The sequence below is a fragment of the Kocuria oxytropis genome, from assembly GCF_040981195.1.
Classification (GTDB): Bacteria; Actinomycetota; Actinomycetes; order Actinomycetales; family Micrococcaceae; genus Kocuria; species Kocuria oxytropis.
The window spans coordinates 41994-68755 of the sequence record NZ_JAVFXA010000002.1 but is presented as its reverse complement, the minus strand read 5'-3'; the positions used below and the strand labels follow the sequence as shown (position 1 = coordinate 68755).

General features: G+C 75.0%; 27 protein-coding genes. 12 read left to right on the top strand and 15 right to left on the bottom strand.

The annotated features are described in order from the left end of the window. Positions 1-44: 44 nt before the first annotated feature. From QYM41_RS02730 to QYM41_RS02705, 6 genes are all read right to left on the bottom strand, one after another. Positions 45-1400, bottom strand: coding sequence for a PIG-L family deacetylase (locus QYM41_RS02730; protein WP_368798205.1), 1356 nt, complete (start codon positions 1398-1400; stop codon positions 45-47). A gap of 38 nt (positions 1401-1438) precedes the next feature. Further along, positions 1439-3352 carry a translational GTPase TypA gene (gene typA, locus QYM41_RS02725; RefSeq protein ID WP_368798204.1) on the bottom strand — a complete coding sequence of 638 codons (1914 nt, stop codon included), beginning with the start codon at positions 3350-3352 and terminating at the stop codon, positions 1439-1441. 279 nt (positions 3353-3631) lie between these two features. Further along, on the bottom strand, positions 3632-4054 hold the full coding sequence (locus QYM41_RS02720; protein WP_368798203.1) for a glutaredoxin domain-containing protein: 423 nt from the start codon (positions 4052-4054) through the stop codon (positions 3632-3634). Next, positions 4051-4749 carry a maleylpyruvate isomerase family mycothiol-dependent enzyme gene (locus QYM41_RS02715; RefSeq protein WP_368798202.1) on the bottom strand — a complete coding sequence of 233 codons (699 nt, stop codon included), beginning with the start codon at positions 4747-4749 and terminating at the stop codon, positions 4051-4053. Before QYM41_RS02715 ends, QYM41_RS02720 begins: the two co-directional genes overlap by 4 nt. A gap of 75 nt (positions 4750-4824) precedes the next feature. After that, the gene (locus QYM41_RS02710) at positions 4825-5931 is read right to left on the bottom strand and encodes a winged helix DNA-binding domain-containing protein (RefSeq protein ID WP_368798201.1); all 1107 of its coding nucleotides are present in this window, start codon (positions 5929-5931) and stop codon (positions 4825-4827) included. Then, positions 5928-7319: an MFS transporter gene (locus QYM41_RS02705; protein WP_368798200.1), complete on the bottom strand. Its 1392-nt coding sequence runs from the start codon at positions 7317-7319 to the stop codon at positions 5928-5930. The genes QYM41_RS02710 and QYM41_RS02705 overlap by 4 nt, the downstream gene beginning before the upstream one ends. A 154-nt stretch (positions 7320-7473) precedes the next feature. Between QYM41_RS02705 and QYM41_RS02700 the strand changes: the two genes are divergently transcribed. Together QYM41_RS02700 and QYM41_RS02695 are read left to right on the top strand one after the other, a co-directional pair. Continuing rightward, positions 7474-9057, top strand: coding sequence for a cation:proton antiporter domain-containing protein (locus tag QYM41_RS02700; RefSeq protein WP_368798199.1), 1584 nt, complete (start codon positions 7474-7476; stop codon positions 9055-9057). 78 nt (positions 9058-9135) lie between these two features. Next, complete coding sequence (locus tag QYM41_RS02695) at positions 9136-9888, top strand: YoaK family protein (RefSeq protein ID WP_368798198.1); 753 nt, start codon at positions 9136-9138, stop codon at positions 9886-9888. A 23-nt stretch (positions 9889-9911) separates the two neighbouring features. Here QYM41_RS02695 and QYM41_RS02690 read toward each other — a convergent pair whose 3' ends face one another. After that, on the bottom strand, positions 9912-10787 hold the full coding sequence (locus QYM41_RS02690; protein WP_368798197.1) for an aminoglycoside phosphotransferase family protein: 876 nt from the start codon (positions 10785-10787) through the stop codon (positions 9912-9914). Positions 10788-10888: 101 nt separating this feature from the next. Here QYM41_RS02690 and zupT point away from each other — a divergent pair, with 101 nt between their 5' ends. Further along, entirely contained in the window at positions 10889-11674 is a 786-nt protein-coding gene (zupT, locus tag QYM41_RS02685) for a zinc transporter ZupT (protein WP_368798196.1), read from the top strand. A gap of 18 nt (positions 11675-11692) precedes the next feature. Here zupT and QYM41_RS02680 read toward each other — a convergent pair whose 3' ends face one another. Then, on the bottom strand, positions 11693-12301 hold the full coding sequence (locus QYM41_RS02680; protein WP_368798195.1) for a mismatch-specific DNA-glycosylase: 609 nt from the start codon (positions 12299-12301) through the stop codon (positions 11693-11695). A 140-nt stretch (positions 12302-12441) separates the two neighbouring features. Here QYM41_RS02680 and QYM41_RS02675 point away from each other — a divergent pair, with 140 nt between their 5' ends. The 4 genes from QYM41_RS02675 (at position 12442) to arfB (ending at position 14656) form a co-directional block, all read left to right on the top strand. Next, positions 12442-13110, top strand: a complete 669-nt coding sequence (locus QYM41_RS02675; RefSeq protein WP_368798194.1) for an alpha/beta hydrolase family protein — start codon at positions 12442-12444, stop codon at positions 13108-13110. Between the two features lie 91 nt (positions 13111-13201). Continuing rightward, positions 13202-13645 (top strand): LapA family protein, encoded by a 444-nt coding sequence (locus tag QYM41_RS02670; RefSeq protein WP_368798193.1) that lies wholly within the window; start codon positions 13202-13204, stop codon positions 13643-13645. Between the two features lie 142 nt (positions 13646-13787). Beyond that, positions 13788-14084 carry a hypothetical protein gene (locus QYM41_RS02665; protein ID WP_368798192.1) on the top strand — a complete coding sequence of 99 codons (297 nt, stop codon included), beginning with the start codon at positions 13788-13790 and terminating at the stop codon, positions 14082-14084. A 131-nt stretch (positions 14085-14215) separates the two neighbouring features. Further along, positions 14216-14656 (top strand): alternative ribosome rescue aminoacyl-tRNA hydrolase ArfB, encoded by a 441-nt coding sequence (gene arfB, locus QYM41_RS02660; protein ID WP_368798191.1) that lies wholly within the window; start codon positions 14216-14218, stop codon positions 14654-14656. A 27-nt stretch (positions 14657-14683) separates the two neighbouring features. On the opposite strand, the gene ychF is transcribed toward arfB, so the two are convergent. Next, the gene (gene ychF / locus QYM41_RS02655) at positions 14684-15769 is read right to left on the bottom strand and encodes a redox-regulated ATPase YchF (RefSeq protein WP_368798190.1); all 1086 of its coding nucleotides are present in this window, start codon (positions 15767-15769) and stop codon (positions 14684-14686) included. A gap of 127 nt (positions 15770-15896) precedes the next feature. Here ychF and QYM41_RS02650 point away from each other — a divergent pair, with 127 nt between their 5' ends. The 3 genes from QYM41_RS02650 to QYM41_RS02640 all read left to right on the top strand — a co-directional run bounded on the left by QYM41_RS02650 (position 15897) and on the right by QYM41_RS02640 (position 19095). Further along, positions 15897-16826, top strand: coding sequence for an ABC transporter ATP-binding protein (locus QYM41_RS02650; protein WP_368798189.1), 930 nt, complete (start codon positions 15897-15899; stop codon positions 16824-16826). Positions 16827-16888: 62 nt separating this feature from the next. Continuing rightward, on the top strand, positions 16889-17650 hold the full coding sequence (locus QYM41_RS02645) for an ABC transporter permease (protein WP_368798188.1): 762 nt from the start codon (positions 16889-16891) through the stop codon (positions 17648-17650). Between the two features lie 83 nt (positions 17651-17733). Then, entirely contained in the window at positions 17734-19095 is a 1362-nt protein-coding gene (locus QYM41_RS02640) for a DNA recombination protein RmuC (RefSeq protein ID WP_368798187.1), read from the top strand. A 115-nt stretch (positions 19096-19210) separates the two neighbouring features. On the opposite strand, the gene QYM41_RS02635 is transcribed toward QYM41_RS02640, so the two are convergent. After that, positions 19211-20293, bottom strand: coding sequence for a 4-hydroxy-3-methylbut-2-enyl diphosphate reductase (locus tag QYM41_RS02635; RefSeq protein ID WP_368798186.1), 1083 nt, complete (start codon positions 20291-20293; stop codon positions 19211-19213). Between the two features lie 10 nt (positions 20294-20303). Then, positions 20304-21248 carry a hypothetical protein gene (locus tag QYM41_RS02630; RefSeq protein WP_368798185.1) on the bottom strand — a complete coding sequence of 315 codons (945 nt, stop codon included), beginning with the start codon at positions 21246-21248 and terminating at the stop codon, positions 20304-20306. A 63-nt stretch (positions 21249-21311) separates the two neighbouring features. Here QYM41_RS02630 and xseA point away from each other — a divergent pair, with 63 nt between their 5' ends. Both xseA and QYM41_RS02620 read left to right on the top strand, forming a co-directional pair. After that, a complete protein-coding gene (xseA, locus tag QYM41_RS02625) occupies positions 21312-22613 on the top strand; it encodes an exodeoxyribonuclease VII large subunit (RefSeq protein ID WP_368798184.1) in 1302 nt (433 codons plus the stop codon). Between the two features lie 75 nt (positions 22614-22688). Further along, positions 22689-22964: an exodeoxyribonuclease VII small subunit gene (locus tag QYM41_RS02620; RefSeq protein ID WP_368798183.1), complete on the top strand. Its 276-nt coding sequence runs from the start codon at positions 22689-22691 to the stop codon at positions 22962-22964. A gap of 63 nt (positions 22965-23027) precedes the next feature. Here QYM41_RS02620 and QYM41_RS02615 read toward each other — a convergent pair whose 3' ends face one another. From QYM41_RS02615 to QYM41_RS02600, 4 genes are read right to left on the bottom strand one after another with little or no spacing between them, the layout of a single operon-like run. After that, a complete protein-coding gene (locus QYM41_RS02615; RefSeq protein WP_368798182.1) occupies positions 23028-23897 on the bottom strand; it encodes a PPK2 family polyphosphate kinase in 870 nt (289 codons plus the stop codon). Positions 23898-23946: 49 nt separating this feature from the next. Further along, complete coding sequence (locus tag QYM41_RS02610) at positions 23947-25164, bottom strand: pyridoxal phosphate-dependent aminotransferase (RefSeq protein WP_368798181.1); 1218 nt, start codon at positions 25162-25164, stop codon at positions 23947-23949. A 56-nt stretch (positions 25165-25220) separates the two neighbouring features. Then, positions 25221-26252 carry a glycine betaine ABC transporter substrate-binding protein gene (locus QYM41_RS02605; protein ID WP_368798180.1) on the bottom strand — a complete coding sequence of 344 codons (1032 nt, stop codon included), beginning with the start codon at positions 26250-26252 and terminating at the stop codon, positions 25221-25223. After that, on the bottom strand, positions 26249-26722 hold the full coding sequence (locus tag QYM41_RS02600; protein WP_368798179.1) for an NUDIX hydrolase: 474 nt from the start codon (positions 26720-26722) through the stop codon (positions 26249-26251). Before QYM41_RS02600 ends, QYM41_RS02605 begins: the two co-directional genes overlap by 4 nt. Positions 26723-26762: the final 40 nt, after the last annotated feature.

The window sequence follows — 26762 nt, the reverse complement described above, 5'->3', positions numbered from 1 at the left end:
CGCCGGGCCGGGTTCCTCCGGGCGTCGTCCGGCGGGCCGGAGGCTCAGGCGGCGACGGTATCCCGGCGCCGGGCGCGCAGCCAGCGTCCCGTGATGAACACGGAGAGCAGGGTCACGGCGAAGACCAGCACGAACCAGGCCAGGCCCAGGACGCCCACGGGCGTGCCGGGGTTCGTCACGACGATCACGGAGCCGTCCCCGCCGTAGGCGAAGAGCCAGGAGACGAGGTAGCCGATGAGACCCGGGACGGCGGCGGCCCACACGCGGCGGGTGGCGGTGCCCACCCACAGGGACACGCTGAGCAGCAGGGCCGTGGCGAAGAGCAGGCCCCAGGGCAGCCACCACCCGGAGGCGGAGTACCAGGCGGCGCCGTGCAGGACCGTGGCCACGGAGGCCGCCACGGCGCCGGCCGCCACGGAGGTCACGAGGGCCGAGGCCACGGAGGCGGGGGCGCGCCGGGGCTCCTCCTCCTCGGGGACGACCGCGTCGGGGTCCCCGGCAAGCAGCCGGTAGGTCTCCAGGGCGCTGAACGGCTGCCACACCCCGTTGGACAGCGCGAAGCGGGAGCCGTCCTCGGCCAGCACGAGCTGGGTGGCGTGGGCGGTCATCGCCGCCCGCTTGCGCTCGGCGGAGCCGTGCACCGCGGCCTGCGGCCGCGGGTCCCCGGCCCGCGCCTCGCCCTCCACGGCCCACACGAGGGGCGTGCGCCAGGCCTCGGCGGGCTCGCCGCCCGCGTCCGCCGCCGGCCGGGCGGCGAGCTCCGCGCCGCGCACCGCGACGGCGGAGGTGCGGACGTGGTCGGGGTGGCCGTAGCCGCCGTCGTCGTCGTAGGTCACGAGCACGTGGGGTCGCACGGCTCGGACCGCGGCGGCCACGTGCGCGGCGGCCTCGTCCGGGGAGGCCGCGGTGAGACTGTGCGGGGAGGCGTCCGGGGCGGGGGCCGCACGGCCGTCGGGACCCCAGGACATCCCGGAGTCGTGGTAGTAGCCCGTGCCGCCGGCGAATCCGACGGCGGGGTCCAGGGCGGGGGGCTCCCCCGCGAAGAAGCGTTCGGCCACGCCCAGGCGCGCCGCGGCGTCGTCCAGCTCGCCCGTGCGGTGGCGGCCCAGGGCCGTCCCGTCGTCGGTGCACTCCGGGCGGCCGACCTCGAGCGCGCGCAGCGGCTCGGGGATGACCTCCCCGCGCTCGCCGCGGGTCATCGTGAGCAGCACGACCCGCGCTCCGAGCGCCGCGTACCGGCCCATGGTGGCGCCGGTGGCGATGGACTCGTCGTCCGGGTGGGCGTGCACGAACAGCAGCCGGGCGTCCTCCGGGCGCAGCCCCGGGGGCAGCAGCCCCGGCAGGGCGTCCTCGCGCACGAGGGCGCCCTGCTCGGGGTAGTACGGGACGGGCTGGGTCACGGCCGGGCCTGGTGTGCTGCTGCCGCTGCGGTCCGGGATCAGGCGCGGGCCCGGGCCCGGTTGGCCTTCAGGCGCTCGTTGGCGTCGAGGATCACCTTGCGGATGCGGATCGCGTCCGGGGTGACCTCCACGCACTCGTCCTCGCGGGCGAACTCGAGGGACTCCTCGAGGGTGAGCTTGCGCGGGGGCGTGAGGTTCTCGAAGGTGTCGGAGGACGCCGCACGCATGTTGGTGAGCTTCTTCTCCTTCGTGATGTTCACGTCCATGTCGTCGGCGCGGGCGTTCTCGCCCACGATCATGCCCTCGTAGACCTCGGAGGTGGGCTCCACGAAGAACGCGCCGCGCTCCTGCAGGTTGATCATCGCGAACGGGGTGACCACGCCGGCGCGGTCGGCGATCATCGAGCCGTTGGTGCGGTACTCGATGTCCCCGGCCCACGGCTCGTAGCCGTCGGCGTAGGAGGACGCGATGCCCGCGCCGCGGGTCTCGGTGAGGAACTTGGTGCGGAAGCCGATCAGGCCGCGCGCGGGGACCTTGAACTCCATCCGCACCCAGCCGGTGCCGTGGTTGGCCATGGCCTCCATGCGGCCCTTGCGGCCGGCCATCAGCTGGGTCACGGCGCCGAGGAACTCGTCCGGCACGTCGATGGTCATGTGCTCGTAGGGCTCGTGCACCTTTCCGTCGACGGTCTTCGTGACCACCTGGGGCTTGCCCGCGGTCAGCTCGAAGCCCTCGCGGCGCATCTGCTCCACCAGGATCGCCAGGGCCAGCTCGCCGCGGCCCTGCACCTCCCAGGCGTCGGGGCGCTGGGTGGGGAGCACCTTGAGGGAGACGTTGCCGACGAGCTCCTTGTCGAGGCGGTCCTTGACCTGGCGCGCGGTGACCTTGGTGCCCTTGGCGCGGCCGGCCAGGGGGGAGGTGTTGATGCCGATGGTCATGGAGATCGCGGGATCGTCCACCGTGATCAGCGGCAGGGGCTGCGGGTTCTCGGGGTCCGTGAGGGTCTCCCCGATGGTGATGTCCTCGATCCCGGCCACGGCCACGATCTCGCCGGGCCCGGCGGACTCGGCCGGGACCCGGTCCAGTCCCTTGGTGGCCAGCAGCTCGGAGATCCGCACGTTCTTCAGCTCCCCGTCGGCCCGGGCCCAGGCGACGGTCTGGCCCTTCCGGAGGGTGCCGTTGAAGATGCGCAGCAGCGCGAGACGGCCCAGGAACGGGGAGGCGTCCAGGTTGGTCACGTGCGCCTGGAGCACGCCCTCGGGGTCGTAGGAGGGCGCCGGCACGTGCTTGATGATCGTGGCGAACAGCGGCTCGAGGTCCTCGTTGTCCGGCAGGCCGCCGTTCTCGGGCTGCGTCAGGGAGGCCCGGCCGTCACGTCCCGCGGCGTAGACCACGGGCACGTCCAGGACGGCGTCCAGGTCGAGGTCGGGGTCGTCCTCGGAGATGTCCGAGGCCAGGCCCAGCAGCAGGTCCATGGACTCGTGCACGACCTCCTCGATCCGCGCGTCCGGGCGGTCGACCTTGTTGACCACGAGGATCACGGGCAGCTTCGCCTCGAGGGCCTTGCGCAGCACGAAACGGGTCTGCGGCAGCGGCCCCTCGGAGGCGTCCACGAGCAGCACGACGCCGTCGACCATGGACAGGCCGCGCTCGACCTCGCCGCCGAAGTCGGCGTGGCCCGGGGTGTCGATGACGTTGATGGTGATGGTCTCCCCCTCGGCGGAGGGGCCGTCGTAGAACACCGTGGTGTTCTTGGCGAGGATCGTGATCCCCTTCTCGCGCTCCAGGTCACCGGAGTCCATCACGCGTTCCTCGACCTCACCGTGGGACGAGAACGCGTGCGTCTGCTGGAGCATCGCGTCCACGATGGTGGTCTTGCCGTGGTCGACGTGGGCCACGATGGCCACGTTGCGGAGGTCGGCGCGCTGGGCGGTGGTGGAGGTGACAGGCATACGCGTGGGTCTCTCTTCGGGTGGAGATGCGGGGGGAGGTGCAGCCCTCCCGATGGGTGCGGCCGGGGCGCCGCCGCACACCCGGAGGGACCCGGGCGGGAGCGCCCGCACAGCGGGCCGTCGACCATTCTACCCCGGAGGACCGCCGCGGCGGCACCCCGGGTGCCTGTGACCCCGCCGACCCCCGCGGCTCCGGCGCGGCGCCCCGGCCGCGACCTCGGCGGCGGGGGCGTTCGGGGAGGGCACCCGCCCGTCCGGGGACCGGCGCGGCGGGCGGGCTCACGCCTGCCGCGCCAGCGCGGCCCGGACCAGGGCGGGGGACGGATTGGTGTGCGGGACCCCGTCGAGCACGACGGTCGGCACGGTGGCGTCGCCCCCGTTGACGGACCGGACGTAGGCGGCCGCCTGCGGATCCGCCCAGATGTCGACCCAGCGTGCCCGCCGGGCGCGGGAGCCGAGGGACAGGCGCAGGCGCAGGCAGTACCCGCAGCCGGGACGGTAGTAGACGGTCACGGCGTCCGCAGCGGCGCCCCGGCGCGGGAAGACCAGCGGGGAGCAGACCGCGACTCCCACCGCCCCCGCCAGAACGGCGACGCCCGCCTCGCCGAGCTCTCCGCGCCCCAGCCGGACGGCCACGGCGGCGCCGGTCACCAGCAGGACCAGCGCCGCGAGCCACCAGCTGCGCACGGGGTGCCCGCTCACCAGGAGGGCAGCACCGGCAGGGGTCCGTCCGCCTCGACGTTCTCGTCGTCGCCGCGGGCCAGCCAGCCGAGCAGGCCCTCCCGGTCGGACTCGACCCGCAGGGCGCCGTCCCCGATCACCCACTCGTCGCGCTCCTCGGTGACCAGGGTCATGCCGGGGGCGCCCTTCGCGCGCATCGTGCGCACGGCCGCCTCGAGGGCGTTGAGCAGCGAGTCGGGGTCGGCCTCCTCGATGGTCCAGGCGGTGTCGAGGTCGTGGTGGTGGACGACGACCTCGGCGATGCGCAGCGCCACGATGGAGGTCGCGGGGATCTGCTTGCCGTGCAGGTGCACCTCCTCGACCGCGAGCTCACCGGCCAGGCGCTGGGACTGCTCGGCGAAGTAGGCCGCGGACTCGCGCGCCTTCTCGACCAGCTCCTCGCGGGGCAGGGCGGCCAGCTCGGCGATCTCCTGGTTGCGGGCCTCGGCCGAGGCGTAGGGAGCCTGCTCCTGCCCGGTGACGGCCCAGTCGACGAGCTTCACGAGGGCGCGCCCGTTGGAGGCGAGGTGCGCCACGACGTCGGCGCGGCGCCACCCCTCGCACAGCGAGGGAGCGGCCAGCTCGTCGTCGGACAGGGACGCGGCGGTGGCCAGGAACATCTCGGTCTCGCGGCCGAGGCGGGAGAGGTCCGAGTGCAGGCGGGCGGGATTGATCATGGCCTCACCCTACCGAGGGCCGGGTGAGCCGGACCACCTCCCGGCCCTCCGGACCCATACAGGGTTCGTCTCGGCTCAGAGCGCCGGCAGCCGCGCGAAGGCCCGTTCGGCGGCCCGGCGGCGCGCGGGCGAGAGCTCCTCGAACGGGTCGAGCACGAGCGCGGGCCCCCCGGCGCGGCGGGCGCGGCTCCAGGTCCCCACGATCCGCCCGCCGGCCACGACGGTGGGCTTGAAGACGCCGTTGCCGCCGGGGACGATGCTGCTCTCCCGCTCCGGGGCCAGCACGTGGGACCGGTCCCCGTAGCCCAGGACGAACTCGTCGAAGGGCGGCAGCAGGAAGACCCCGGCGGCCCGCCGGTCGCCGGGGGCGGGGCCGTCCAGCACCTCGGGGGCGCACCACAGCTCGCGCCCGGCGCGGTCGTGCACGGCCACGACACCGTCCAGACCGACCAGGGCTTCGCGCACCGCGGAGCGCGGCAGGGCCGCCCACCGGGCGGCGTCCGCCACGGAGGCCGGGCCGTGGCCGCGCAGGTACCGGCGGACCCAGCGCGCGACGACGGGCGGGGCGCCGCCGGCGCCCGCCCCGGGCCCGGCCGCCTCCTCCCCCGCCGCCGGGATCCAGTCCGCCACGGGGACCACGAGCTGGTCCCGCGCGTCCGCGCTCAGCGGGCCCATGCACAGGGTCGCGTCCAGGTGCAGGGCGAGCATCAGGTGGTAGCCCCGGCCCGGCTCCCCCAGCAGCCCGGCCTTCTCCCACGCGCCGTGCAGGCGCGCGCGGGGCTGCGGGCCGTGGCGCAGCGCGGCGAGCGCGGCCTCCCGGGCCGCGTCCAGCCGCTCGTCGATGCCCAGGGCACGGCGGCGGGCGGCCGTCGAGGCGACGGTGCGGGGACCCAGCACCGCCAGCCAGTCCCGCAGCTCCTCGGCGGGCACCAGGTGCAGGGTCCCGCGCATCGGCCAGGTGCGCACGATCCGGCCGTCGTCGAAGGCCTGCCGCAGGCCGGCGGACCCGCCGGCCCGCCGCAGGCCGACCGAGACCAGGGCGCCGGGCAGGTCCTGCGCCTGGACGGCCCCGAGGGCGCGCACCACGTCCTCGGGCGCCACGTCCTCGGGCCGCACGAGCCCGTGGGCCGCGAGCCGCGCGAGGCCGATCTCGCGGTCGGTCAGGACGACGGGGGCGGTCACTGCAGGGCCCGTCCCCGCTGCTCGGGCAAGGCGAACGCGGAGACCGCGGCCACGAGGAAGGCCGCGCCGAACACGGCGAAGACGGTCACCACGTCGTAGTCCTCCCCGCCGAGCACGAGCAGCACCGGCACGGCCAGGGGCGCCAGGATCGAGGCGATCCGGCCGAAGGCGGCCGCCGCCCCGGTCCCCGTCCCGCGCAGCGCGGTGGGATAGAGCTCCGGGCCGATCGCGTAGAGCGCGCCCCACGCGCCCAGGTTGAAGAAGGACAGCGCCATGCCGGAGCCGATCACCTGCCACGGGAGCACGATGCTGCCCATCGACACGATCCCGAACAGCACGGCGCTCGCCGCGGAGCCCCCGAGGAACACGGCCAGGGTGATCCGCCGCCCCCAGACCTCGATGAGCCAGGCGGCCGCGGCGTAGCCGGGCAGCTGCGCGAGCGTGATGACCAGGACGTAGCCGAAGGACGTCGTCAGGGTGAGGCCCTGCTGGAGCAGGAGCGTGGGCAACCAGGTGAACGCCCCGTAGTAGGCGAAGTTGATGCAGAACCAGACGGTCCACAGCGCCGCCGTGCGCCTCCGCAGCGCCCGGCTCCAGATCCCGGCCCGCCCCGTGGCGCGGACCGGCGGGGACTGCTCGGCGGCCCGGGCCTGCTCCGCGGTCTCGGCCCGGGAGCGGCCCAGGGGCCGGGCGCCCTCGAACGCGCGCACCGCGGCCTCCGCCTCGTCCGTCCGGCCCCGGTGCTCGAGGAAGCGCACGGACTCCGGCAGGGCCCGGCGCACGACCACGGCGTAGAGGGCCGGGACGAGGCCCACGACCAGCGCCCAGCGCCAGCCGTCCGGGGAGGAGGGCACCACGAAGTAGCCCACGAGCGCGGCGAGGACCCAGCCGACGGCCCAGAAGGACTCGAGGACCACCACCACGCGGCCGCGGATCCGGCGGGGGGCGTACTCGGAGACGAGGGTCGAGGCGACGGGCAGCTCGGCACCGAGGCCGAGGCCCACCACGAAGCGCAGGACCACGAGCGCGGCGAGGGAGCCGGCGAGCGCGGACGCGCCGGTGGCCAGGCCGTAGACCAGCAGGGTCAGGGCGAAGACCTGGCGCCGGCCGAGCCGGTCGGCCAGGAGCCCGCCGAGGCTGGCGCCCACGGCCATGCCCACGAAGCCGATCGAGGCGAGCAGGGACAGCTCCCCGGAGCCCAGGCCCCACTCCTGGGCGAGCGCGGCCATCACGAACGAGATGAGGCCCACGTCCATGGCGTCCAGGGCCCAGCCGACACCGGAGCCGACGAGCAGCTTCCGGTGCTGGGTGGTGAACGGCAGCCGGTCCAGCCGCTGGGACCGCGTCAGCACGGCCCCGGCGCCCCCGGTCCGCTCGCTCTCCTGCATGCTCCGGTCCTTCCCTCGCCGCCCCGTGCTGCGACCACTGTAGGCGCTCGGCGGACCGGGCGGGGCCGGACCGGCGCATGCCGTCCCGGCCCCGCCCGGGCTCCGCCGCGCCCCTAGACTGGAAGGGTCCCCACCCCCGGCGAGGGAGCCTGCTGTGACAACGGTCGCCGTGTACCTGGTCGTCGCCTTCGGCGCCGGCGCCCTCGCGGTCCTGCTCCGGCTGCCGCCCCTGGTGGGCTTCCTGGCCGCGGGCTTCGTGCTCAACGGCCTGGGCGTGGAGCGGCTCCCCGAGCTCGACCAGCTGGCCGACGTCGGGGTGACCCTCATGCTGTTCGGCATCGGGCTCAAGCTCGACGCCCGGTCGCTGCTGCGCAAGGAGATCTGGGGGACCGCCGGGATCCACATGGTCCTCAGCACGGCCCTCGGAGCGGGGTTCCTGGGCGTGCTCATGCTGGTGGGACTGCAGCTGCCGGGCGAGAACCTCCGCGCGCTGCTGCTGGCCGGGTTCGCCCTGTCCTTCTCCAGCACCGTGCTGGTGTTCAAGGTGCTCGAGGAGCGCAGCGAGACCACGTCCCTCTACGGGCGCGTGGCGATCGGCATCCTCATCATCCAGGACATCGCCGCCGTCGCGTTCATCACGGTCACGAGCGAGCACCCGCCGAGCCCGTGGGCCGCGGCCCTGCTGCTGCTGCTCCCGGCGGCGTGGCTGTTCCGCCGGATCTGGGACCGGATCGGGCACGGGGAGCTGCAGGCCCTGTTCGGGATCGTCATGGCCCTGGTGCCCGGCTACATCGCCTTCTCCTCGGTGGGCCTCAAGGGAGATCTCGGGGCGCTGCTGGTCGGCATGCTCCTGGCCTCCCACGCCAACGCCGGGGAGCTGTCCCGCACCCTGTTCACCCTCAAGGACCTCCTGCTGGTCGCCTTCTTCGTCTCGATCGGCTTCCACGGGATGCCGACCTTGGAGATGGTCACCATGGGCGCGCTGCTGCTGGGCCTCCTCCCGGTCCAGGCGATGCTGTTCGTGCTCCTGCTCTGGGGGTTCGGGCTGCGCCGTCGCACGTCGCTGCGGACGGGCCTGGCCCTGGGCAACCACTCGGAGTTCGCCCTGATCGTGGGGGCCATCGGGGTCTCGGCCGGGATGTTCGACGAGGACTGGCTGGTGATGCTCTCCGTGGCGGTCGCCCTGAGCTTCGTGGTCTCGGCCCTGGTCAACCGGCGCGGCTCCTCCCTGACCAGCGTCCTCGCCCGGCGGCTGCCGGAGCACCCCGACGAGAAGCTGCACCCGGAGGACCGCCCCATCGACATCGGCCACGCCGAGGTCCTGGTGCTCGGCATGGGCCGGGTGGGGCAGGCGGCCTACCGGGAGCTCGCCGACGAGCACGGATTCGCCGTGGTGGGCATCGAGAACGCCACGGACCGTGTGGCGCGGCTGCAGGCGCAGGGCTTCGACGTCCAGGAGGCCGACGCGACCGACCAGGAGTTCTGGGAGCGGGTGATCGCGACCGGCCACGTGCGGATCGCGGTGCTGGCCATGCCCTTCCACGGCTCCAACCTCGTGGCCCTGCGCCAGCTCACGGAGTCCGGGTTCGCGGGGGCCGTGGCCGCCGTGGCGCAGTACGACGACGAGGTGCAGGAGCTGCGCGGGCACGGGGTCCGCACGGTCTTCAACCTCTACAGCGGTGCCGGCCTCGCCCTGGCCGCGGAGACCGTCGAGGCGCTCGGCGACCGCTCCGACTGACCGCCGGGCGCCCGGGCCCGCCCCGTGACCCGGCCCGTGCGGCGGCCCGCCCCCGGTGCGGCGGGCTAGGCTCGCGGCATGAGGGCCCGGATCGACCGCTATCTGCTCAACGTCGCGGGACCCCGCCGCACCCCCGCCCTCAACCGGCACCTCGCCTACCTGCTCGCGCTCGTGGCCGGGGTGCTCAACTCCGTGGGCTTCGTGGCCGTGGCCGTGTACACCTCCCACATGACGGGGCTCACCGCGATGGTGGCCGACCACCTCGTGCTGGGCGACCTGCGGCTCGTGGGGCTCGGCGCGCTGGCCGTGGCCGCGTTCACGGGCGGGGCCGCGTGCTGCGCGCTGATGTTCAACTGGGCTCGGCGCCGCGGGCTGCACAGCCGCTACGCCAACGTCCTGCTGCTCGAGGGCCTGCTCATGCTCGGCTTCGGGCTGCTGGCGGAGAGCCTGACCTGGGAGCACCGGGACCTGCTGTTCGTCCCGGTGCTCGCCTTCACCATGGGGCTGCAGAACGCGGTGATCACCAAGATCTCGGGCGCCACGATCCGCACCACCCACGTGACGGGCATGGTCACGGACATCGGCATCGAGCTCGGCAAGTTCCTCTACCGCAACCGGCTCGCGGACACGGACCCGGTGACCGGCGACGCCGGGAAGCTCAGGCTGCTGGCCGCGCTCGTGGGGCTCTTCTTCGCCGGCGGGGTGCTCGGGGCCCTGGGCTACCTGGCGATGGGCTTCCCGGTCCTCGTGCCCACCGCGCTCGCCCTGCTCGTGGCGGCGTGGCGCCCGCTCGCCGCGGACCTGGGCTTCCGCCGCTCCCCCGCCGCCTGAGCCCCGGCCGGGGCTCGAGCGGCTCACGCGCCCCGCTGCACGGCCTTGCACAGCTGTACCAGCCGGCTGATCTCCCGGTGCGCGGCGCCGGTGGGGCGGAGGACCTCGTCCCGGGCCGCCACCGTGCTCCGCACGAGCGTCCACGCCCGGAGCCGCTCCTCGTCGGCGCCGGCCGCCAGGACGAGGGCCTCCATCCGGTCCGCCAGGGCCGCGGCCAGCGCCCCGCCGCGGCCGGCCTCCTCCGCGCGGTGCCACAGGGCGGGGACCAGCGCGAACTCCGGGGTGCCGACCACCGCGTCGGCCCCGGTGGCCAGCCACGGGGCGCGCGCCGACGCGCGCACGGCCCCGTAGTGCAGGTCCTGGTGCACGAGCGCCGCGTCCAGGTCGTCGCGCCGGAGCCGCTCGAGGCTCTTGACGGCCTGCAGGCGGAAGCGGCGCGGGAACCGGGCGTCCAGCTCCGCGGCCTCCGCCAGCTCCGTCTGCCACCGCCGGGCCGTTCCCGACAGCCGCGGGAACGGGGGCCGCGGCGGCCGGGCGAGGACGCGGGTCAGCTCGCCGAGCACGCGGCAGGCCTCCAGGACCGGCAGCGCGTGCAGGTCCCGGTCGTCGGTGCGCTCGAGCAGCAGCGCCCGGTCCGCCGGCTCCGCCCGGAGCAGCCGCACGGCCCCGCGCCCGCCCCACACGCGCAGGGCCAGGTGCTCGTGCTCGGCGCCGGGCCGCGGCGGGGCCAGCCGCAGCACGGCCGGTTCCCCGGCGCGGGTGCGCACCGGCAGGACCAGGACCCCGTCGTCCCGCGCGGGCCCGTCGGGGACCAGCTCCCATGCGGCCGTGTACCGGTCGGCGAGGAGGGCCGGCGGGCGGTCGTGCGCTCCCGCAGTGCTTCCGGTGGACGTCGTCATCCGGCCATTCTGGCCCACCGCCGGGCGGCGGCCGGGGGCGCTCGTCCCGTTCGCTAGACTGCGAGCGCCCCACCCCGGTCAGGAACGGAGTCGACGCGCCCGTGAACGAGCTGCTGTTCGCCTTCGGCCTGACGCTGTTCGCGGGTCTGGCCACCGGGGCGGGCGCCTTCCTGGCCCTGGTCACCCGGCGCACGGACGCGAAGTTCCTGGCGGTGAGCCTCGGCTTCTCGGCCGGCGTGATGATCTACGTGTCCATGATCGAGATCTTCGTCAAGGCCCAGGTCGCCCTGGTCGCGGAGCTCGGGGATCGCTCCGGGGCGTGGGCCACGGCGGGCGGGTTCTTCGGTGGCATCGCCCTGATCGCGGTGATCGACCGGCTCGTGCCCGCCCGGGCCAATCCGCACGAGTACCCGCACGACGACGCCGGGCGGCAGCGCCGGCTGATGCGGATGGGCACGATGACCGCGGTGGCGATCGCGATCCACAACTTCCCCGAGGGCTTCGCGACCTTCGTGGTGGCCATGCAGGAGCCGTCCGTGGCGATCCCGGTGGTGGTGGCCATCGCCCTGCACAACATCCCCGAGGGGATCTCCGTGGCGGTGCCGATCTACTCCGCCACGGGAAGCCGCCGGAGGGCGTTCCGCTGGGCGTTCCTCTCGGGCCTCGCGGAACCGGTCGGCGGGGTGCTCGGGTACCTCGTCCTGCGGCCGTTCCTCGACGACGTCGTCTTCGGCGTCGTGTTCGCGGGCGTGGCCGGGATCATGGTTTTCATCTCCCTGGACAAGCTGCTGCCCACGGCCCAGGAGTACGGCGAGCACCACCTGTCGGTCTACGGGCTGGTGGCCGGGATGGCGGTCATGGCCGTGAGCCTGCTCCTCTTCGTCTGAGCCGCCCGCCGCGGCCGGTCAAAACGGCGGCCGGGAAGGCAGGAGGCCCGCCGCCCGTCCCGCCTCGGCGAACGCGGCGGCCAGGCCCGCCCGGGACGCGTGGGCGTTGAGCCCGCTGGGGCTGGGCAGCGCCCAGAGCTGCGCCCCGGCCAGGTCCCGGTCCTGGCGCCCGAGCGCGGCCCTCGGCTCCGCGAAGGCGTGCCGGTAGGCGGTGACGCCGGCGACCGCGACGACCGCAGGGCGCAGCTCGGCGACGAGCCCGGCCAGCCGCTCCCGGCCGGCCACGAACTCGGCGGGGTCCAGCTCGTCCGCCCGGGCCGTGGCCCGGCGCACCAGGTTCGTGATGCCGAGGCCCCGGTCCAGCACGTGCTCCCGGTCCTCGGCGCTCATCCCGGCCGAGCAGTCGACGAGCGGGCCGGTGAGCCCGGCGTCGTGCAGGGCCGGCCAGAAGCGGTTGCCCGGCCGGGCGAAGTGCGCCTGGGTGGCCGCGGCCCACAGGCTCGGGTTGATGCCGCAGATCAGCAGCCGCACGTCCGGGCCCAGCAGGTCGGGCAGGGTCGTGTTCCGGGCGGCCTCGAGGTCCGCTCGGCCGGGCCGGGCGCCGCCGGACGCGTGCGGGGATGCCATGCCGACATGCTAGGCCCCGCCCCGGCCCGGCGGGCACCCGCCGGGCCGGGGCGGGGGACCGGCGCATCCGCACGAGGTCCGCACAGGGCCGGGGAGCGTGCGCCCCGCACTGCGACGGCCGCCCGGCTACCGTGGAGGCCATGCCCCGACCGACCGAGCTCACCGTGCCCACCGAGACCGGCCCGGGACGCCTGCTGGTCTCCCCCGCCGAGGACCCCACGGCGCTGCTGTGGCTCGGGCACGGCGCCGGCGGGGGCGCCGGAGCCCCCGATCTCACCGTGCTCGCCGAGGAGCTCCCCCGCCACGGCGTCACGGTCGCGCGCCACGAGCAGCCGTGGGTCCTGGCCGGCCGGAGGGTCGCTCCGCGCCCGGCCGCCCTCGACACCGGGTGGCTGGCCGCCCTGCCGGCCGTGGCCGAACTGGCCGCCGGGGTGCCCGTCGTCGTCGGCGGCCGCAGCGCGGGCGCGCGCGTGGCGTGCCGCACGGCCGCCGCGGTGGGCGCGTCCGCCGTCGTCTGCCTGGCCTTCCCCCTGCACCCGCCGGGCCGCCCGGAGCGCTCCCGGGCCGAGGAGCTGCTGCGCCCCGAGGTCCCCGTGCTCGTGCTGCAGGGCGGACGGGACGCCTTCGGCACGCCGGACGAGGTCGGGGCCGCGGCGGCCGGCGCGCCGGCGGTCGAGGTCGTGCCCGTGGAGGGCGCGGACCACGCCCTGAGGGTCGGCCGCACCGCGGCCGTGGACCAGGCGGACACGCTCGCGCTGCTGCCCGCCGCGGTGGACCGGTTCCTCGGCCGGGTGCTCCCGGCCCGCTGAGCCGCGGCGGGTCTTCAGCGGCGCGCCCGGCAGGACTACGGTGAGGACCACAGCACACCGCGATCCGACCGCGAGCAGGGAGAGAACCGTCATGGCCCGCACCCCAGAGTCCCCCGACCCGGACCGGCCCGCACCCGCCCCCGGGGAGGAGCCGCGGTCACCGGCGCCGGACGGGTCCGGCCCGGCAGCACCGGCGGCCGGCCGGGAGCCGGCCGCCCGGCAGCGCGTCGGCACGGACCCGGCGCTGGACGAGCACCAGAAGCAGGGCGTCTCGGGAGCCATGTGGACGGCCCTGATCCTGGGACTGCTGGTCCTGATCCTGCTGCTGATCTTCATCCTGCAGAACAACGTCCCGGCGGACTTCACCTACATGGGCTGGACGTTCAGCCTCCCCCTCGGCGTCGCCATGCTCCTCGCGGCCGTCGCCGGCGCGCTCATCATGGGACTCGTCGGTTCCGTCCGGCTCTTCAAGCTCGGTCACCGGGTGCGCAAGCTGGAGAAGGAGCGCGCCGACATCAAGCGCGCCCTGCGCTGAGCCGGGGCCGGCCGGACCGGAGGCCAGGGGGCCGGCCGGCAGGCCCCGGGCCTCGACCCGGGACGCCGCGGAGCCCCGGACCCATTGCGCTCAGCGGATCAGGCAGTAGCCTGACAGCACCCCGAACGACAGGACGGATCCCATGAGCTCCCCCGCACCCCCTGACGACCGCCCGGCCGCCGAGGACGGTGACGCGATCGCCCCCGCGACCGCCGTCGACCTCACGAGCGGCACCGCCCACATCACTCCGGTGCTCGTCGACGGCGAGGCCCGCTACGCGGTGGACCTGCCCGAGCAGCCCCTGGCCCAGGACGACGTGGCGAGCCTCGCCGTCGCCCTGCAGGTCGCGCAGTCCGGCCCGGCCGTGCTCGTGGACGTCGAGGACTACCTCGGGGCGGAGGCACCGCCGGAGGAGGACGCAGGGCACCGGCCGCTCTGACCGGCCGGACCTCGGCCCGGAAGCCGTGGCGCGGCGGTACGTGCCGGGATGACGGCGCCCGGGCCTGCTGGCCGACGGATCTGACGGGCCCGCAGGCGCGCCCGACGCCGCGCATGCGGGACAATCGTCGGATGGACGATCTGCACGTTCCCCCGGGCCCCGGCGCGCCCCGCGGCCTCAGGGTGCCGGCGGGAGAGCTGGTCGAGCAGTTCTCCCATGCCTCGGGACCCGGTGGCCAGGGCGTGAACACCTCCGACTCGCGGGTGCAGCTCTCCCTCGACCTGGGGACGACGAGCGCACTCACCGACAGTCAGCGCGCCCTCGTCCTCGACCGGCTCGCCGGGAGGCTCACGGGCACCGTGCTCACCGTCAGCGCCGCGGAGCACCGTGCGCAGCGCCGCAACCGCACGGCGGCGAGACAGCGCCTGGCCACGCTCCTGCGCGATGCCCTGGTCCCGGATCCCGTCCGGCGCCCCACCCGGCCCACGCGCGGGTCGCGCCGCCGGCGGCTCGAGGTCAAGCGCCGGCGCTCCGAGACCAAGCAGTACCGCAGGCGGCCCGGACACGAGTGACGGGTGCGCCGGTGCGGACCCCGGCGCTCAGACGTTGAAGCGGAACTCCACCACGTCGCCGTCGCGCATGACGTAGTCCTTGCCCTCGATCCGGACCTTTCCGGCGGCCTTGGCCTCGGCCATGGAGCCGGCGGCGTCGAGGTCCTCGAAGGAGACGATCTCGGCCTTGATGAAGCCGCGCTCGAAGTCGGTGTGGATGACCCCGGCCGCCTGCGGGGCGGTGGCACCCACGGGGATGGTCCAGGCCCGGGACTCCTTAGGGCCGGCCGTGAGGTAGGTCTGCAGCCCCAGGGTGGAGAACCCCGTGCGGGCGAGCTTGTCCAAACCGGCCTCTTCCTGCCCGGACATCTCCAGCATCTCCTTCGCCTCGTCCTCGTCGAGCTCCACGAGCTCCGCCTCGAGCTTCGCGTCGAGGAACACGGCGTCGGCCGGCGCCACGAGCTCGCGCAGCTGCTGCTGCTTCGCCTCGTCGCCGAGCACGCCGTCGTCGGCGTTGAAGACGTAGATGAAGGGCTTGGCGGTGAGCAGGCTGAGGTCGCGCAGCTGGTCGACCTCGAGCTTCTCCTGCTCGGCGGCCCCGAAGATGGTGTCCCCGCGCTCGAGGATCGTCTGCGCCTGCTGCATGGCGGCGAGCTTGGCGGGGTCGGCCTTCTTGATCTTGACCTGCTTCTCGAGGCGCGGGATCGCGTTCTCGAGGGTCTGCAGGTCGGCGAGGATCAGCTCGGTGTTGATCGTCTCCATGTCCGAGGCGGGGTCGACCTCGCCGTCGACGTGGATGACGTCCGGGTCGTCGAAGGCCCGGACCACCTGGGCGATGGCGTGGGCCTCCCGGATGTTGGCGAGGAACTGGTTGCCCAGGCCCTCCCCCTCGGACGCGCCCTTGACGATGCCGGCGATGTCCACGAAGGACACGGTCGCGGGCAGGATCCGCTCCGAGCCGTGGATCTCCGCGAGCCGGTCCAGCCGCGGGTCCGGCAGGTTGACCACGCCGATGTTCGGCTCGATGGTCGCGAACGGGTAGTTCGCCGCCAGGACGGTGTTGCGGGTCAGCGCGTTGAACAGGGTGGACTTGCCGACGTTGGGCAGTCCGACGATTCCGATAGTAAGAGCCACGGGAGACCATCCTACCGGCCGGGCGAGCCCGCACGCCCCTCGGGCTTGGGGGCCCGTGACGGAGGTCATGGGCGTGTCGTGGCCCGCGGAGCTTCCGGGACGGCCCGCGGTGGAGCAGAGTCGGGGCATGAGATCCTCCCCGGCTTCCAGGACGGCGCGGCACGCGGTCGCCGAGGGCTCCCCCGCGGTCGACGTCACCGGGGTCCGGAAGGGCTTCGGGCACGGCGAGCGCCGGGTCCGGGCCGTGGACGGCGTGAGCCTGCGCGTGGAGCGCGGCGAGGTCGTCGCGCTCCTGGGGCCCAACGGCGCCGGGAAGACCACCCTCCTCGACATGGTGCTGGGCTTCACCGACCCCGACGACGGCACCGTGCGCACCCTGGGTGCCGCGCCGCGCGAGAGCGTGCGGGCCGGACGGATCGGCGCCGTGCTCCAGACCGGGGGTCTGCTCGACGACCTCTCCGTGCGCGAGACCGTCGCGATGGTCGCGACCCTGCACCGCGACCACCTTCCCGTGCACGAGGCCCTGGAGCGGGCGGGGGCCGCCGGGTTCGCGCGGCGGAAGGTCTCCAAGTGCTCGGGCGGGGAGCAGCAGCGGCTGCGCTTCGCGCTGGCCCTGCTGCCCGAGCCGGACCTGCTGGTCCTGGACGAGCCGACCGCCGGGATGGACGTCGGCGCCCGGCGGGACTTCTGGGCCGCGATGCACGCCGAGGCGGAGCGCGGCCGGACGGTGGTGTTCGCGACCCACTACCTCGGCGAGGCGGAGGAGTTCGCCGCGCGCACCGTGGTGCTCAAGGGCGGGCGGGTGGTCGCGGACGCCCCCACCGCGCAGGTGCAGGCCATGGCCGGCCACCGGGTGGTCAGCTTCCGCTGGGCGGGTCCGGGACCCGTCGTCGTCCCGGGGGCGGCCCCGCTGCCGCCCGCCGGCGGGCGGCAGCGGCTCACCGGACCGGACACCGACGCCATCGCCCGGCACCTGCTCGCGACCCCGGGGGCGAGCGAGCTCGAGATCACCCACGCCGGCCTCGAGGAGGCCTTCCTGGGCCTCACCGCCGACTGACCCCGCCGACCGACCCCGCCCGCGGGACCGCGCCCGGCTCCGCCCTCAGGAGGACGAGCACCATGAGCATCGCCTACGCCGCCCACGACCTGCGCCGCACCGTGCGCATGGTCGAGAACACCTTCTTCATCGTGGTCCTGCCCGCCGTGCTGTACGTGATGTTCACGGCGCTCGGGGACTTCTCCGACCTGCCCGTGGGCCACGGCAACGCCGGCGGGTACAACATGATCTCCATGGCGGTCTACGGGGCGGTCACCGCGACCACCTCCATCGCCGGGTCCGCGGCCGTGGAGCAGGCCCGCGGCTGGGGCCGGCAGATCGGGCTCACCCCGGCCCCGCGGCACGGGTACGTCCTGGCCAAGGTGGCCGTGGCCCTGACCATGGCCGTGCTGCCCGTCCTCGTGGTCTACACGGTGGGGGCCCTGACCGGTGCCGAGCTGGGCGGCTGGCGCTGGCCCGTCACCGCCGTGATCGTGGTGGCCGGGTCCTCGGTGTTCGCCCTCTACGGGCTGGCCGCCGGACTGCTGTTCCGCTCCGAGTCCGCGGTGGGAGCGGCCTCCGGGATGCTCGTGGTGCTCAGCTTCTTCGGCAACCTCTTCGTCCCCCTCACCGGGGTGATGCTCGACATCGCGCGCTTCACCCCGCTCTACGGCCTCGCCGGGCTGGCCCGGTACCCGCTCGTGGAGGGCGACGTGGTGGCGACCAGCGGGCCTCCCGTGGAGTCCGACCCCCTGTGGGCGCTGCTGCTCAACGCCGGGCTCTGGACGGTGGTCCTCGCCGTGGTGGTGCTGCTGGCCGCGCGCCGCACCACGGTCCGGCGCTGAGCGCTCACCGCCCGCCCCGCGGAGCGGGCGGCGCCGGGCGCCGCTGCCGTGCGGTGTCCGGCCGGCGTGCCACACTGCTGGGCATGACCGTGAGCCTCGTCGTCGTCCTCGTCCTGTTCGCCCTGCTCGTGGGCGCCCTCCTGGGCGCCGCCGTCGCCCGGGCCCGCGCCGCCCGGGAGCTGCGGACGGCGGCGGAGGAGCGGACCGGGCTCCAGGCCGAGCTCGCCGCCGTCCAGGACCGGCTCGTGGACCTGGCCGGCGAGCGGGCGGCGGCCGTCGAGGCGCGCGCCCAGCTCGAGGAACGGCTGCGGGAGTCCGACGCCCGCTCCGTGCAGGACAACAACGTGCTGCGGGCCCTGGCGCCGGTGGCCCACCAGCTGCGCTCGGTCGAGGAGCACGTGAGCGCGCTCGAGCGGGACCGGGCCGAGCAGTACGGAGGCATCACCCAGGCCCTCGCCCACACCCGCGAGGTCGGCGACCACCTGCGCACCGCCACCACGTCCCTGTCCTCCGCCCTGCGCTCGGGCTCCGCCCGGGGCACGTGGGGCGAGGTGCAGCTGCGCCGGGTGGTCGAGGCCGCGGGGATGACGGCGCACGTCGACTTCCGGGAGCAGGTCGCCTCCACCGGCACCACCGCGGACGGCGAGCGCAGCGCGATCCGCCCGGACATGGTCGTGCACCTGCCGGGGGGCCGCGACATCGTCCTGGACGCCAAGGCGCCCATGACCGCCTACCTGCGCGCCCAGGACGCCGAGGACGACGCCGGGCGACGGGCCCAGCTGGCCGGCCACGCCAAGGCCGTGCGCGGGCACGTGGACGCGCTGGCCTCGAAGAAGTACTGGGAGGCGCGGGACTCCTCCCCCGAGCTGGTGCTGTGCTTCCTGCCCGCCGAGTCGGCGCTGTCCGCGGCCCTGGACGCGGACCCGACCCTGCTGGACCACGCCGCGGGCCGCAACGTGGCGCTCGTCTCCCCGGTCTCGCTGCTGGCCTCGCTCAAGGCGGTCGCCTTCACGTGGCGGCAGAACGGGCTCACCGAGAACGCCAAGGAGCTCTTCGACCTCTCCCGCCAGCTCTACGAGCGGCTGGGCACGGTCGGCAAGCACCTCGACGACATGGGCCGGTCGCTGCAGAAGTCGGTGGAGACCTACAACCGGCTCACGGGCTCCGTGGAGACCCGGGTGTTCCCCACGGCCCGGCGGATCAACGACCTCGACCCCACGCTCGCGGAGGACGAGCGGCTGGTCACCCGTCCGCTCGTGGTGGCCCCGCGCCCGCTCACGGCCCCGGAGTTCACCGCGGCGGCGCAGCCGCCGGAGTCCGCGGCCCCGCCCGAGGCCGGGACGCCGCCGGAGGCCGTGACCCCGCCGAAGGCCGGGGGGCGTCCGGGCCGCACCGGCCCGGACGGGGCCGTGCCGCAGCGGCTCGGCGAGCGGGCCGCGGGCTGAGGGCGCGGGGCCGTCCGCGGCGCTGCCGCCGGACGGCGCCGCGGACGGGCCGCCGGACGGCTCGGCGGACGGGCTGCCGGACGGGCGGCTCCGTGGGCGGGGACCGACCGGCCGGTCAGCGGGTGGGGCGGGCTCCCCGGCCGCCGAGCCGGTGGGAGGTGTCCCCGGCGGCGGTGAGCCGGGCGCGCAGCTCCTTGGGCAGGGAGAACAGCACGTCCTCCTCGGCGGTGACGACCTCCTCGACCTCGCCGTAGCCGTAGTCGGCGAGCAGGCGCAGCACGTCCTTCACGAGGACCTCCGGCACGGAGGCCCCGGAGGTGACGCCCACGGTGGCGACGCCCTCGAACCAGGCCTCGTCCACCTGGTTCGCGAAGTCCACGCGCTCGGCGCGGCGGGCGCCGTACTCGAGGGCGACCTCCTTGAGGCGCACGGAGTTCGAGGAGTTCGCCGAGCCCACCACGATCACGAGGTCCGCGTCCGGGGCGATCTTCTTGATGGCGGTCTGCCGGTTGGAGGTCGCGTAGCAGATGTCGTCGCTGGGCGGGTCCTGCAGGGAGGGGAAGCGCTCGCGCAGCTTCTGCACGGTCTCGAGGGTCTCGTCCACGCTGAGGGTGGTCTGGGACAGCCACACCACCTTGTCCGGGTCGCGGACGACGACCTGGTCGACCTCGTCGGGGCTGTTCACCACCTGGATGTGCTCGGGGGCCTCGCCGGAGGTGCCCTCGACCTCCTCGTGGCCGTCGTGGCCGATCAGGAGGATGTCGTAGTCGCTCTTGGCGAAGCGCACGGCCTCGCGGTGCACCTTGGTCACCAGCGGGCACGTGGCGTCGATGGTGCGCAGTTCCCGGGCCTGCGCCGACTCCACCACGGCCGGGGAGACGCCGTGGGCGGAGAAGATCAGCAGGGAGCCCTCGGGGACCTCGTCGGTCTCCTCGACGAACACGGCGCCCTGCTCCTCCAGGGTGCTGACCACGAACTTGTTGTGCACGATCTCCTTGCGCACGTACACCGGGGCGCCGTAGTGCTCGAGCGCCTTCTCCACGGCGATGACCGCGCGGTCCACGCCGGCGCAGTAGCCGCGGGGGGACGCGAGCAGGACCTTCTTGGGCCCGGCCACGGGGGCGGCGGCGGCCACGTCCTCGGGCGAGCGCCGGGCACGGGGGACGGTGGGCATGGAGAGCGCAACGGTGGTCGGCATGGCCTCCATGCTACGCGGTGGGGCGGCGCCCGCGCCGTGATCCGCCCGACACCAGGATGGCCCCGACGAGGCCGACCACGCCGGTGACCCCGGCGGCCCACGCGGCCGTGGCCATGTGCTCGCCGAGGGAGCCGGTGAGCAGGACGGCCACGCGGTCGACCGCGAGCCGGACCACCGGGTCCGAGCCCAGGGCACCGGCCGCCCGCTCCACGCCGTGCTCCACGAGCAGCCACACCCCGCCCAGGCCGGCGAGCGCGCCCAGCCCCATCACGGCGAGCACAGCGAAGCGGTGGCGGGCCACGACCAGCGCGAGGACCCCGAGCACCGCGGCGACCCAGGTGAGCGGCACGGCGAGGTCCGTGAGCCGGGTCCCGGCCTCGATCAGGGGCCCGGTGCGCGAGCCCGGGACGGTCATCGTGCCCTCCCGGTCGGAGAGCCCGACGTCCACGCCCGCGGTGCGCTCCACGGCCGCGTCCACCTCGCGGAGCATCGGCCCGAGGTCCAGCACGAGGTCCCGGGGCGCCTCCGCCACCCCGCCCTCGGCCGGGACGTTGGCGGCGTGCGTGCGGGCCAGGCTCTGCGTCCAGGCGCGCTGGTAGGACGGGTCGGACGTCAGGCCCACGGCGACGTCCGCGGCCCGGCGGGTCAGGTTCTCCAGGGCCCGGTCCAGGAAGGGCACGCCCGTGGCCCGCTCGCCCAGGAACCGGTCCGTGGCCTGTCCCACGGCCGTGCGGGCCAGCTCCTCCTGGAACGCCCGGTCCTCGGCCAGGGTCCCCACCACCTGGGTGAACCCGTCCCGGGACACCACGGTGTCCTCGGCCCAGTGCAGGGGCACGAGCAGCGCCACGAGGGAGGCGGTGGCGAGGCCGAGGACGGTGCCCAGGCCGGTGCGCAGCACGGTCGTGGCACGCCGCCGGGAACGGTGTGCGGTGGCGGGGGGCGCGGAGGACGTCACGGAACCACTGTACGCACGGGCAGCGCGCGCACGGCTGTCCCCGCCGGGTGGTATGCATGGGGGATGACGTTTCTGGAGCCGCCGCAGGACGCGCCGGCGGGTGCCGCACGGGAGCTGCCCGCACGGGCGGACCGCACCACCCCGGAGAACCCGTGGCCGCTGCGGATGCTCTCGGAGAACCTGCACGCCTACATCGCCCGCTGCGCGCCCACGTGGGTGGAGGGGCAGATCATCGAGCTCAACCGGCGGGCCCGCGTCACCTACGTGACCCTGCGGGACGTCGACGCCGAGATCTCCGTGCCCGTGACCCTCTTCGCCCAGGAGACCGCCCACCTGGACCGCCCCCTGGAGAAGGGGATGCGGGTCGTGGCCCAGCTCAAGCCGGACTTCTGGGCCAAGACCGGCCGCCTGTCCATGCTGGGCCGCGGCATCCGCCCGGTGGGACTCGGGGACCTGCTGGAGCGTCTCGAGCGGCTCCGGCGCGCCCTCGCGGAGGAGGGCCTGTTCGACGCCTCCCGCAAGCAGCCGCTGCCGCTGCTGCCCCGCCGGGTGGGCCTGGTCACCGGGCGCAACTCCGACGCCGAGAAGGACGTCATCCGCAACGCCTCCCTGCGCTGGCCGGCCGTGGACTTCGAGGTGCGGGAGGTCGCGGTGCAGGGCTCCGGCGCGGTGCGCGCCGTGACCCAGGCGCTGCGCGAGCTCGACGGCCTGCCGGAGGTGGACGTCATCGTGATCGCCCGCGGCGGCGGCTCGTTCGAGGACCTCCTGGCCTTCAGCGACGAGTCCCTGATCCGCGCCGTGGCGGCCGCGCGGACCCCGGTGGTCAGCGCCATCGGCCACGAGAACGACCAGCCGCTGCTGGACTGGGTGGCGGACCTGCGGGCCTCCACCCCCACGGACGCCGGCAAGCGGATCGTGCCCGACGTGGTCGAGGAGCGCGCCGGGGTGGCCCGGGCGCGGGCGGGCCTGGACCGGGCCGTGCGGGGCTTCCTGGAGCGGGAGGCCTCCGGGCTGGCCGCCGTGCGCTCGCGGCCCGTCCTGGCCCAGCCGGAGGACATGATCCTGCTCCGGGAGGAGGACGTGGACCGGTGGCGCACCCGGGCCCTGTCCGCCGTGGACTCCCGGGCGCTGCGCGAGCTCGACGCCGTGCGGCACCTGCGCGCCCGGGTGCGGGCGCTGTCCCCCCAGGAGACCCTGCAGCGCGGCTACTCCGTGGTCCTGGACGCCTCCGGCGCCGTGGTCACCGACGCCGCCGCGGTGCGGACCGGGGACCTGCTCGGGGTGCGCCTGGCCGCCGGAGAGCTCGGCGTGCGCACCGAGACCGTCTCCGCCCGCCGGCCCGGCGAGCAGCCCGGCTCCCCCTGACCCCCTTCCGACCCCTCCGGGCACCGTCCGTCCCGACCGTCCCGTCCCGTTCCGTCCCGATCGAGAGGCGCCCCCATGGCGAACACCGACCACCCCGCAGCACCCGACCTGTCCGACATCGCCGGCCTGGGCTACGAGCAGGCCCGTGAGGAGCTCGTGCAGGTCGTCTCCCGGCTCGAGACGGGGGGCACGTCCCTCGAGGAGTCCCTCGCCCTGTGGGAGCGCGGGGAGGCCCTGGCCGCCCGGTGCGAGCAGTGGCTGGACGGCGCCCGCGAGCGGCTCGACGCGGCCCGCGCCCGGCGCGCCGACGGCGACGGGAGCGGCGAGGACGGGGACTCCGCGCGCGGCTGAGGCCGCCTCCCGGGTCCGGACACCGGGCCCGCCCGGGGTTCCGGGGCCCGCCGGCGCTGCCGGTCAGAGCTCGGCGAGGCGCCGGCGGGCGTCCTCCACGTCGTAGCCGGGCTCCGGCCAGTCGAGGCGCAGGTCGCGGAGCGCGGAGATCAGCAGCTCCTGGACCACGGCCCGGGCGTACCACTTCCGGTCGGTGGGCACCACGTACCAGGGCGCGTGGTCGGCGTCGGTGGCGTCGATCGCTCGCTCGTAGGCGGCCATGTAGGTGTCCCACCGGCTGCGGGCCTCGAGGTCCGCGGGGTCGAACTTCCACTGCTTCGTCCGGTCCCCGATCCGGGAGAGCAGGTTCTCCCGCTGCTCGTCGAGTCCCAGGTGCAGGAACACCTTGACGAGGACCACCCCGTCGTCGGAGAGCTCCTGCTCGAAGTGGCGGATCTCGGTGTAGCGCCGTTCGAGGTGCCGGTCGTCGAGCACGTCCCGCACCACGGGCACGAGCACGTCCTCGTAGTGGGAGCGGTCGAACGCGCCGATCACCCCGGGGCGGGGCAGCTGGCGCCGGACCCGCTGGAGGAAGTGCTGGGCCGCCTCCTCCTCGGTGGGCCGGCCGAAGCCGTGGGTGTGCACGCCGTGCGGGCTCAGCCCGCCGAGGACGTGCTGGATGACACCGCCCTTGCCGGAGGTGTCCATCCCCTGGAGCACCAGCAGCAGCCGGTGCCGGGCGCCCACCGTGGCGTTGGCGTAGATCTGGCGCTGCAGCGCGGACAGCTCCGCGTCCCGGGCGGCCCGCAGCGCGGTCCCGCTCCGCTTGTCGCCCGTGAACCCGGGGGTGGAGCCGGTGTCCACGGCGTCCAGGGACAGACCGGGCCGGACCCGCAGCAGGACCCGCACGTCCTGGTCGAACCCGTCGCACGGGTTCCGGCCGGCTGCGCTCATGCGGGACCTCCTGGGGTGCGGGGCAGGCCGCGGCGGGCGGCCCGCCGGTCTACTGGCGGTAGCTGCCGAGGAACTCCTCGATCCGGTCCAGCGCCGTGGCCAGCATCTCCACGGACGGCAGGGTGACGAGCCGGAAGTGGTCGGGCTCGGGCCAGTTGAACGCCCGGCCGTGGCTGACGAGGATCTTCTGCTCCTTGAGCAGGTCCAGGGCGAACTTCTCGTCGTCGACGATGCCGAACTTCTCCACGTCGAGCTTCGGGAACAGGTACAGGGCGCCGTCGGCCTGCCGGCAGGTCACGCCGTCGATCTCGTTGAGCCGCCGGTGCGCGAGGTCGCGCTGAGCCTTGAGCCGCCCGCCCGGCAGGATCAGGTCGTTGATCGACTGGTAGCCGCCCAGAGCGGTCTGGATCGCGTGCTGGGCCGGGACGTTGGCGCACATGCGCATGTTGGCGAGCAGCTTGATGCCCTCGATGAAGCTCTCGGCCTTCCAGTTCGGGCCGGTGATCGCCAGCCACCCGGCCCGGTACCCGGCCACCCGGTAGGCCTTGGACAGCCCGGAGAACGTCAGGCACAGCACGTCCTCCCCGGTGAGGGACGCGGTGTTGATCATCTCGGCGGCGTCGTAGGTGATCTTCTCGTAGATCTCGTCCGAGAACAGGATCAGCTCGTGCTCGGCGGCGAGATCCACGATGGTCTGCAGCACCTCGCGGGAGTACACCGCGCCGGTGGGGTTGTTCGGGTTGATGATCACGATGCCCTTGGTGTTGGGTGTGATCTTCGCCGCGAGGTCCTCGAGGTCCGGGTTCCAGTCGTTGTCCTCCTCGCACCGGTAGTGCACGGGGGTGCCGCCGGACAGGGCCACCGACGCCGTCCACAGCGGGTAGTCCGGGGAGGGGATGAGGATCTCGTCGCCGGGGTTGCACAGCGCCTGCAGCGTCATGGTGATCAGCTCGGAGACCCCGTTGCCCAGGTACACGTCGTCGGTGTCCAGGTTCATGATCCCGCGCGTCTGGTAGTACTGCACCACGGCGGTGCGCGCCGAGTAGATGCCGCGGGAGTCCGAGTAGCCCTGCGCGTTGGGCAGGTTCTTGATCATGTCCACGAGGATCGCGTCGGGTGCCTCGAAGCCGAAGGGTGCGGGGTTGCCGATGTTGAGCTTGAGGATCCGGTGGCCCTCCGCCTCCATGTGCTCCGCCTGCTCCAGCACGGGGCCGCGGATGTCGTAGAGGACGTTCTTGAGCTTGTCGGACTGCTTCACCACTGACATGCGGTACACCTTACCCCCGGGCCGGGCGCCGCCCGCGGCGCCGCGGGGCGGGCCGATCAGGTGTCGTCCCCGCCCTCGAGCCAGTACCGCGCCGCCTCCTCCGGGGTGTACGGGTCCCGCGCGGAGGTCATCCGGGTCATCAGCACCAGGTCGTCGGTGCCGATCTGCGCGGAGACCGTGTCGACGACGTCCGCGGCGGCGTCCGGCAGGCCCTCGGCGGCCACGGGGACCACCCGTTGCGGCACGAAGTTGTTGAGGGGGTCGGCCAGGACCACCAGGGCGTTGTCCTCGATCGCCGGTGAGGCCGTGAACAGGGCCGCCGCCTGCACCCGGTCCCGGAGCAGCGCGTCCACGAGGTCCTCCTGGTCGGCGAACGGCACGAACCGCCCGGGCACGCACTCGTAGGCCTCCTCCAGGCCCCGCGGACCGTAGGAGCGGCCCGCGAAGTCGAGGTCCGTGCCGAGGGCCAGCTCGTCGCACACCGGGCCCAGGTCCTCCAGGTCGGAGAGCTCGTGCTCGACGGCGGTCGGGCGGGTCACGACGACCGCCACCGTGTTCTCCGCGGGCGCCGGCTCGAGGGTGCGCAGCCCCTCCGGCAGCACCTCCTGCACACCGGCCAGCACGTCGTCGTCGTCGGCGCGCTCCTCCCCCAGCCCCAGCAGCTCGGAGAGGTCCTCCGCGAGCCCGCCGTCCTCGGCGGACGGCGACGGCGTGGGGGTGGGGGCCGCGCTGTCCGTGGGCGCCGCCGTGGCCGGCCCGACGGGGGCCCGCCCCCGCAGGTGCAGGTAGAGGTTGCCGGAGTAGTCCGCGGCGACCTCCACGTCCCCCCGCTCGAGGGCGCCGAGGTAGTCGGAGCGGTCGGGGCCGGGGTCGACCACGCTCGCCTCGAAGCCGGCCTCCCGCAGCCGCCCGGCGTAGACGTGCGCGAGCACGGCCGTCTGCCCGGTGGGTCCCGCGGCGATCCGGACCGGCTCCCCCGGGGTGGGCGTCCCGCTCACCGGCGGCGGCGCCGGGGTCGTGCCCGGGCCGCCGCACCCGGTGAGCGCCGCGACGGCGAGCAGCCCCGCGGCCGCGCCCCGGCGGCTCACCGGTGCTCGCCCGTCCCCGCGGGCAGCGCGTCGACGAGCCCGGCCAGCTCGAGGCCCACGGGCACCAGGCTGACCAGGGGCAGCTGCGGCAGGGCGGTGAGGGGGACCCAGCGGGCCTCGTCGGAGGAGCCGTCCAGCTCCGAGGTGAGCGTGCCGCCGGTGATGTGGGCGCGGTAGATCACGCGCAGGGCGTGGAAGGGCCGGCCGCGGCCGTCCAGCCGTTCCTCGGGCGCCATGTGCCGGCTGTGCACGCCGAGGAGCTCGTCGAGCTCCACCGTGAAGCCGGTCTCCTCGTGCACCTCCCGGACCGCGGTCTGGGCGGGCTGCTCCCCGATCTCCATGCCGCCCCCGGGCAGGCTCCACGCCCCCCGCAGCGAGGGGTGGCGGGGGTTCCAGTGGCTGAGCAGCACCGCCCCGTCCCGGACGATGACGGCGTAGGCACCCACCCGGGTGTCCATGGGGAAACTCATGCCCCCCATTCTAGGAACGCCCGGACGGTGCCGGGCACGC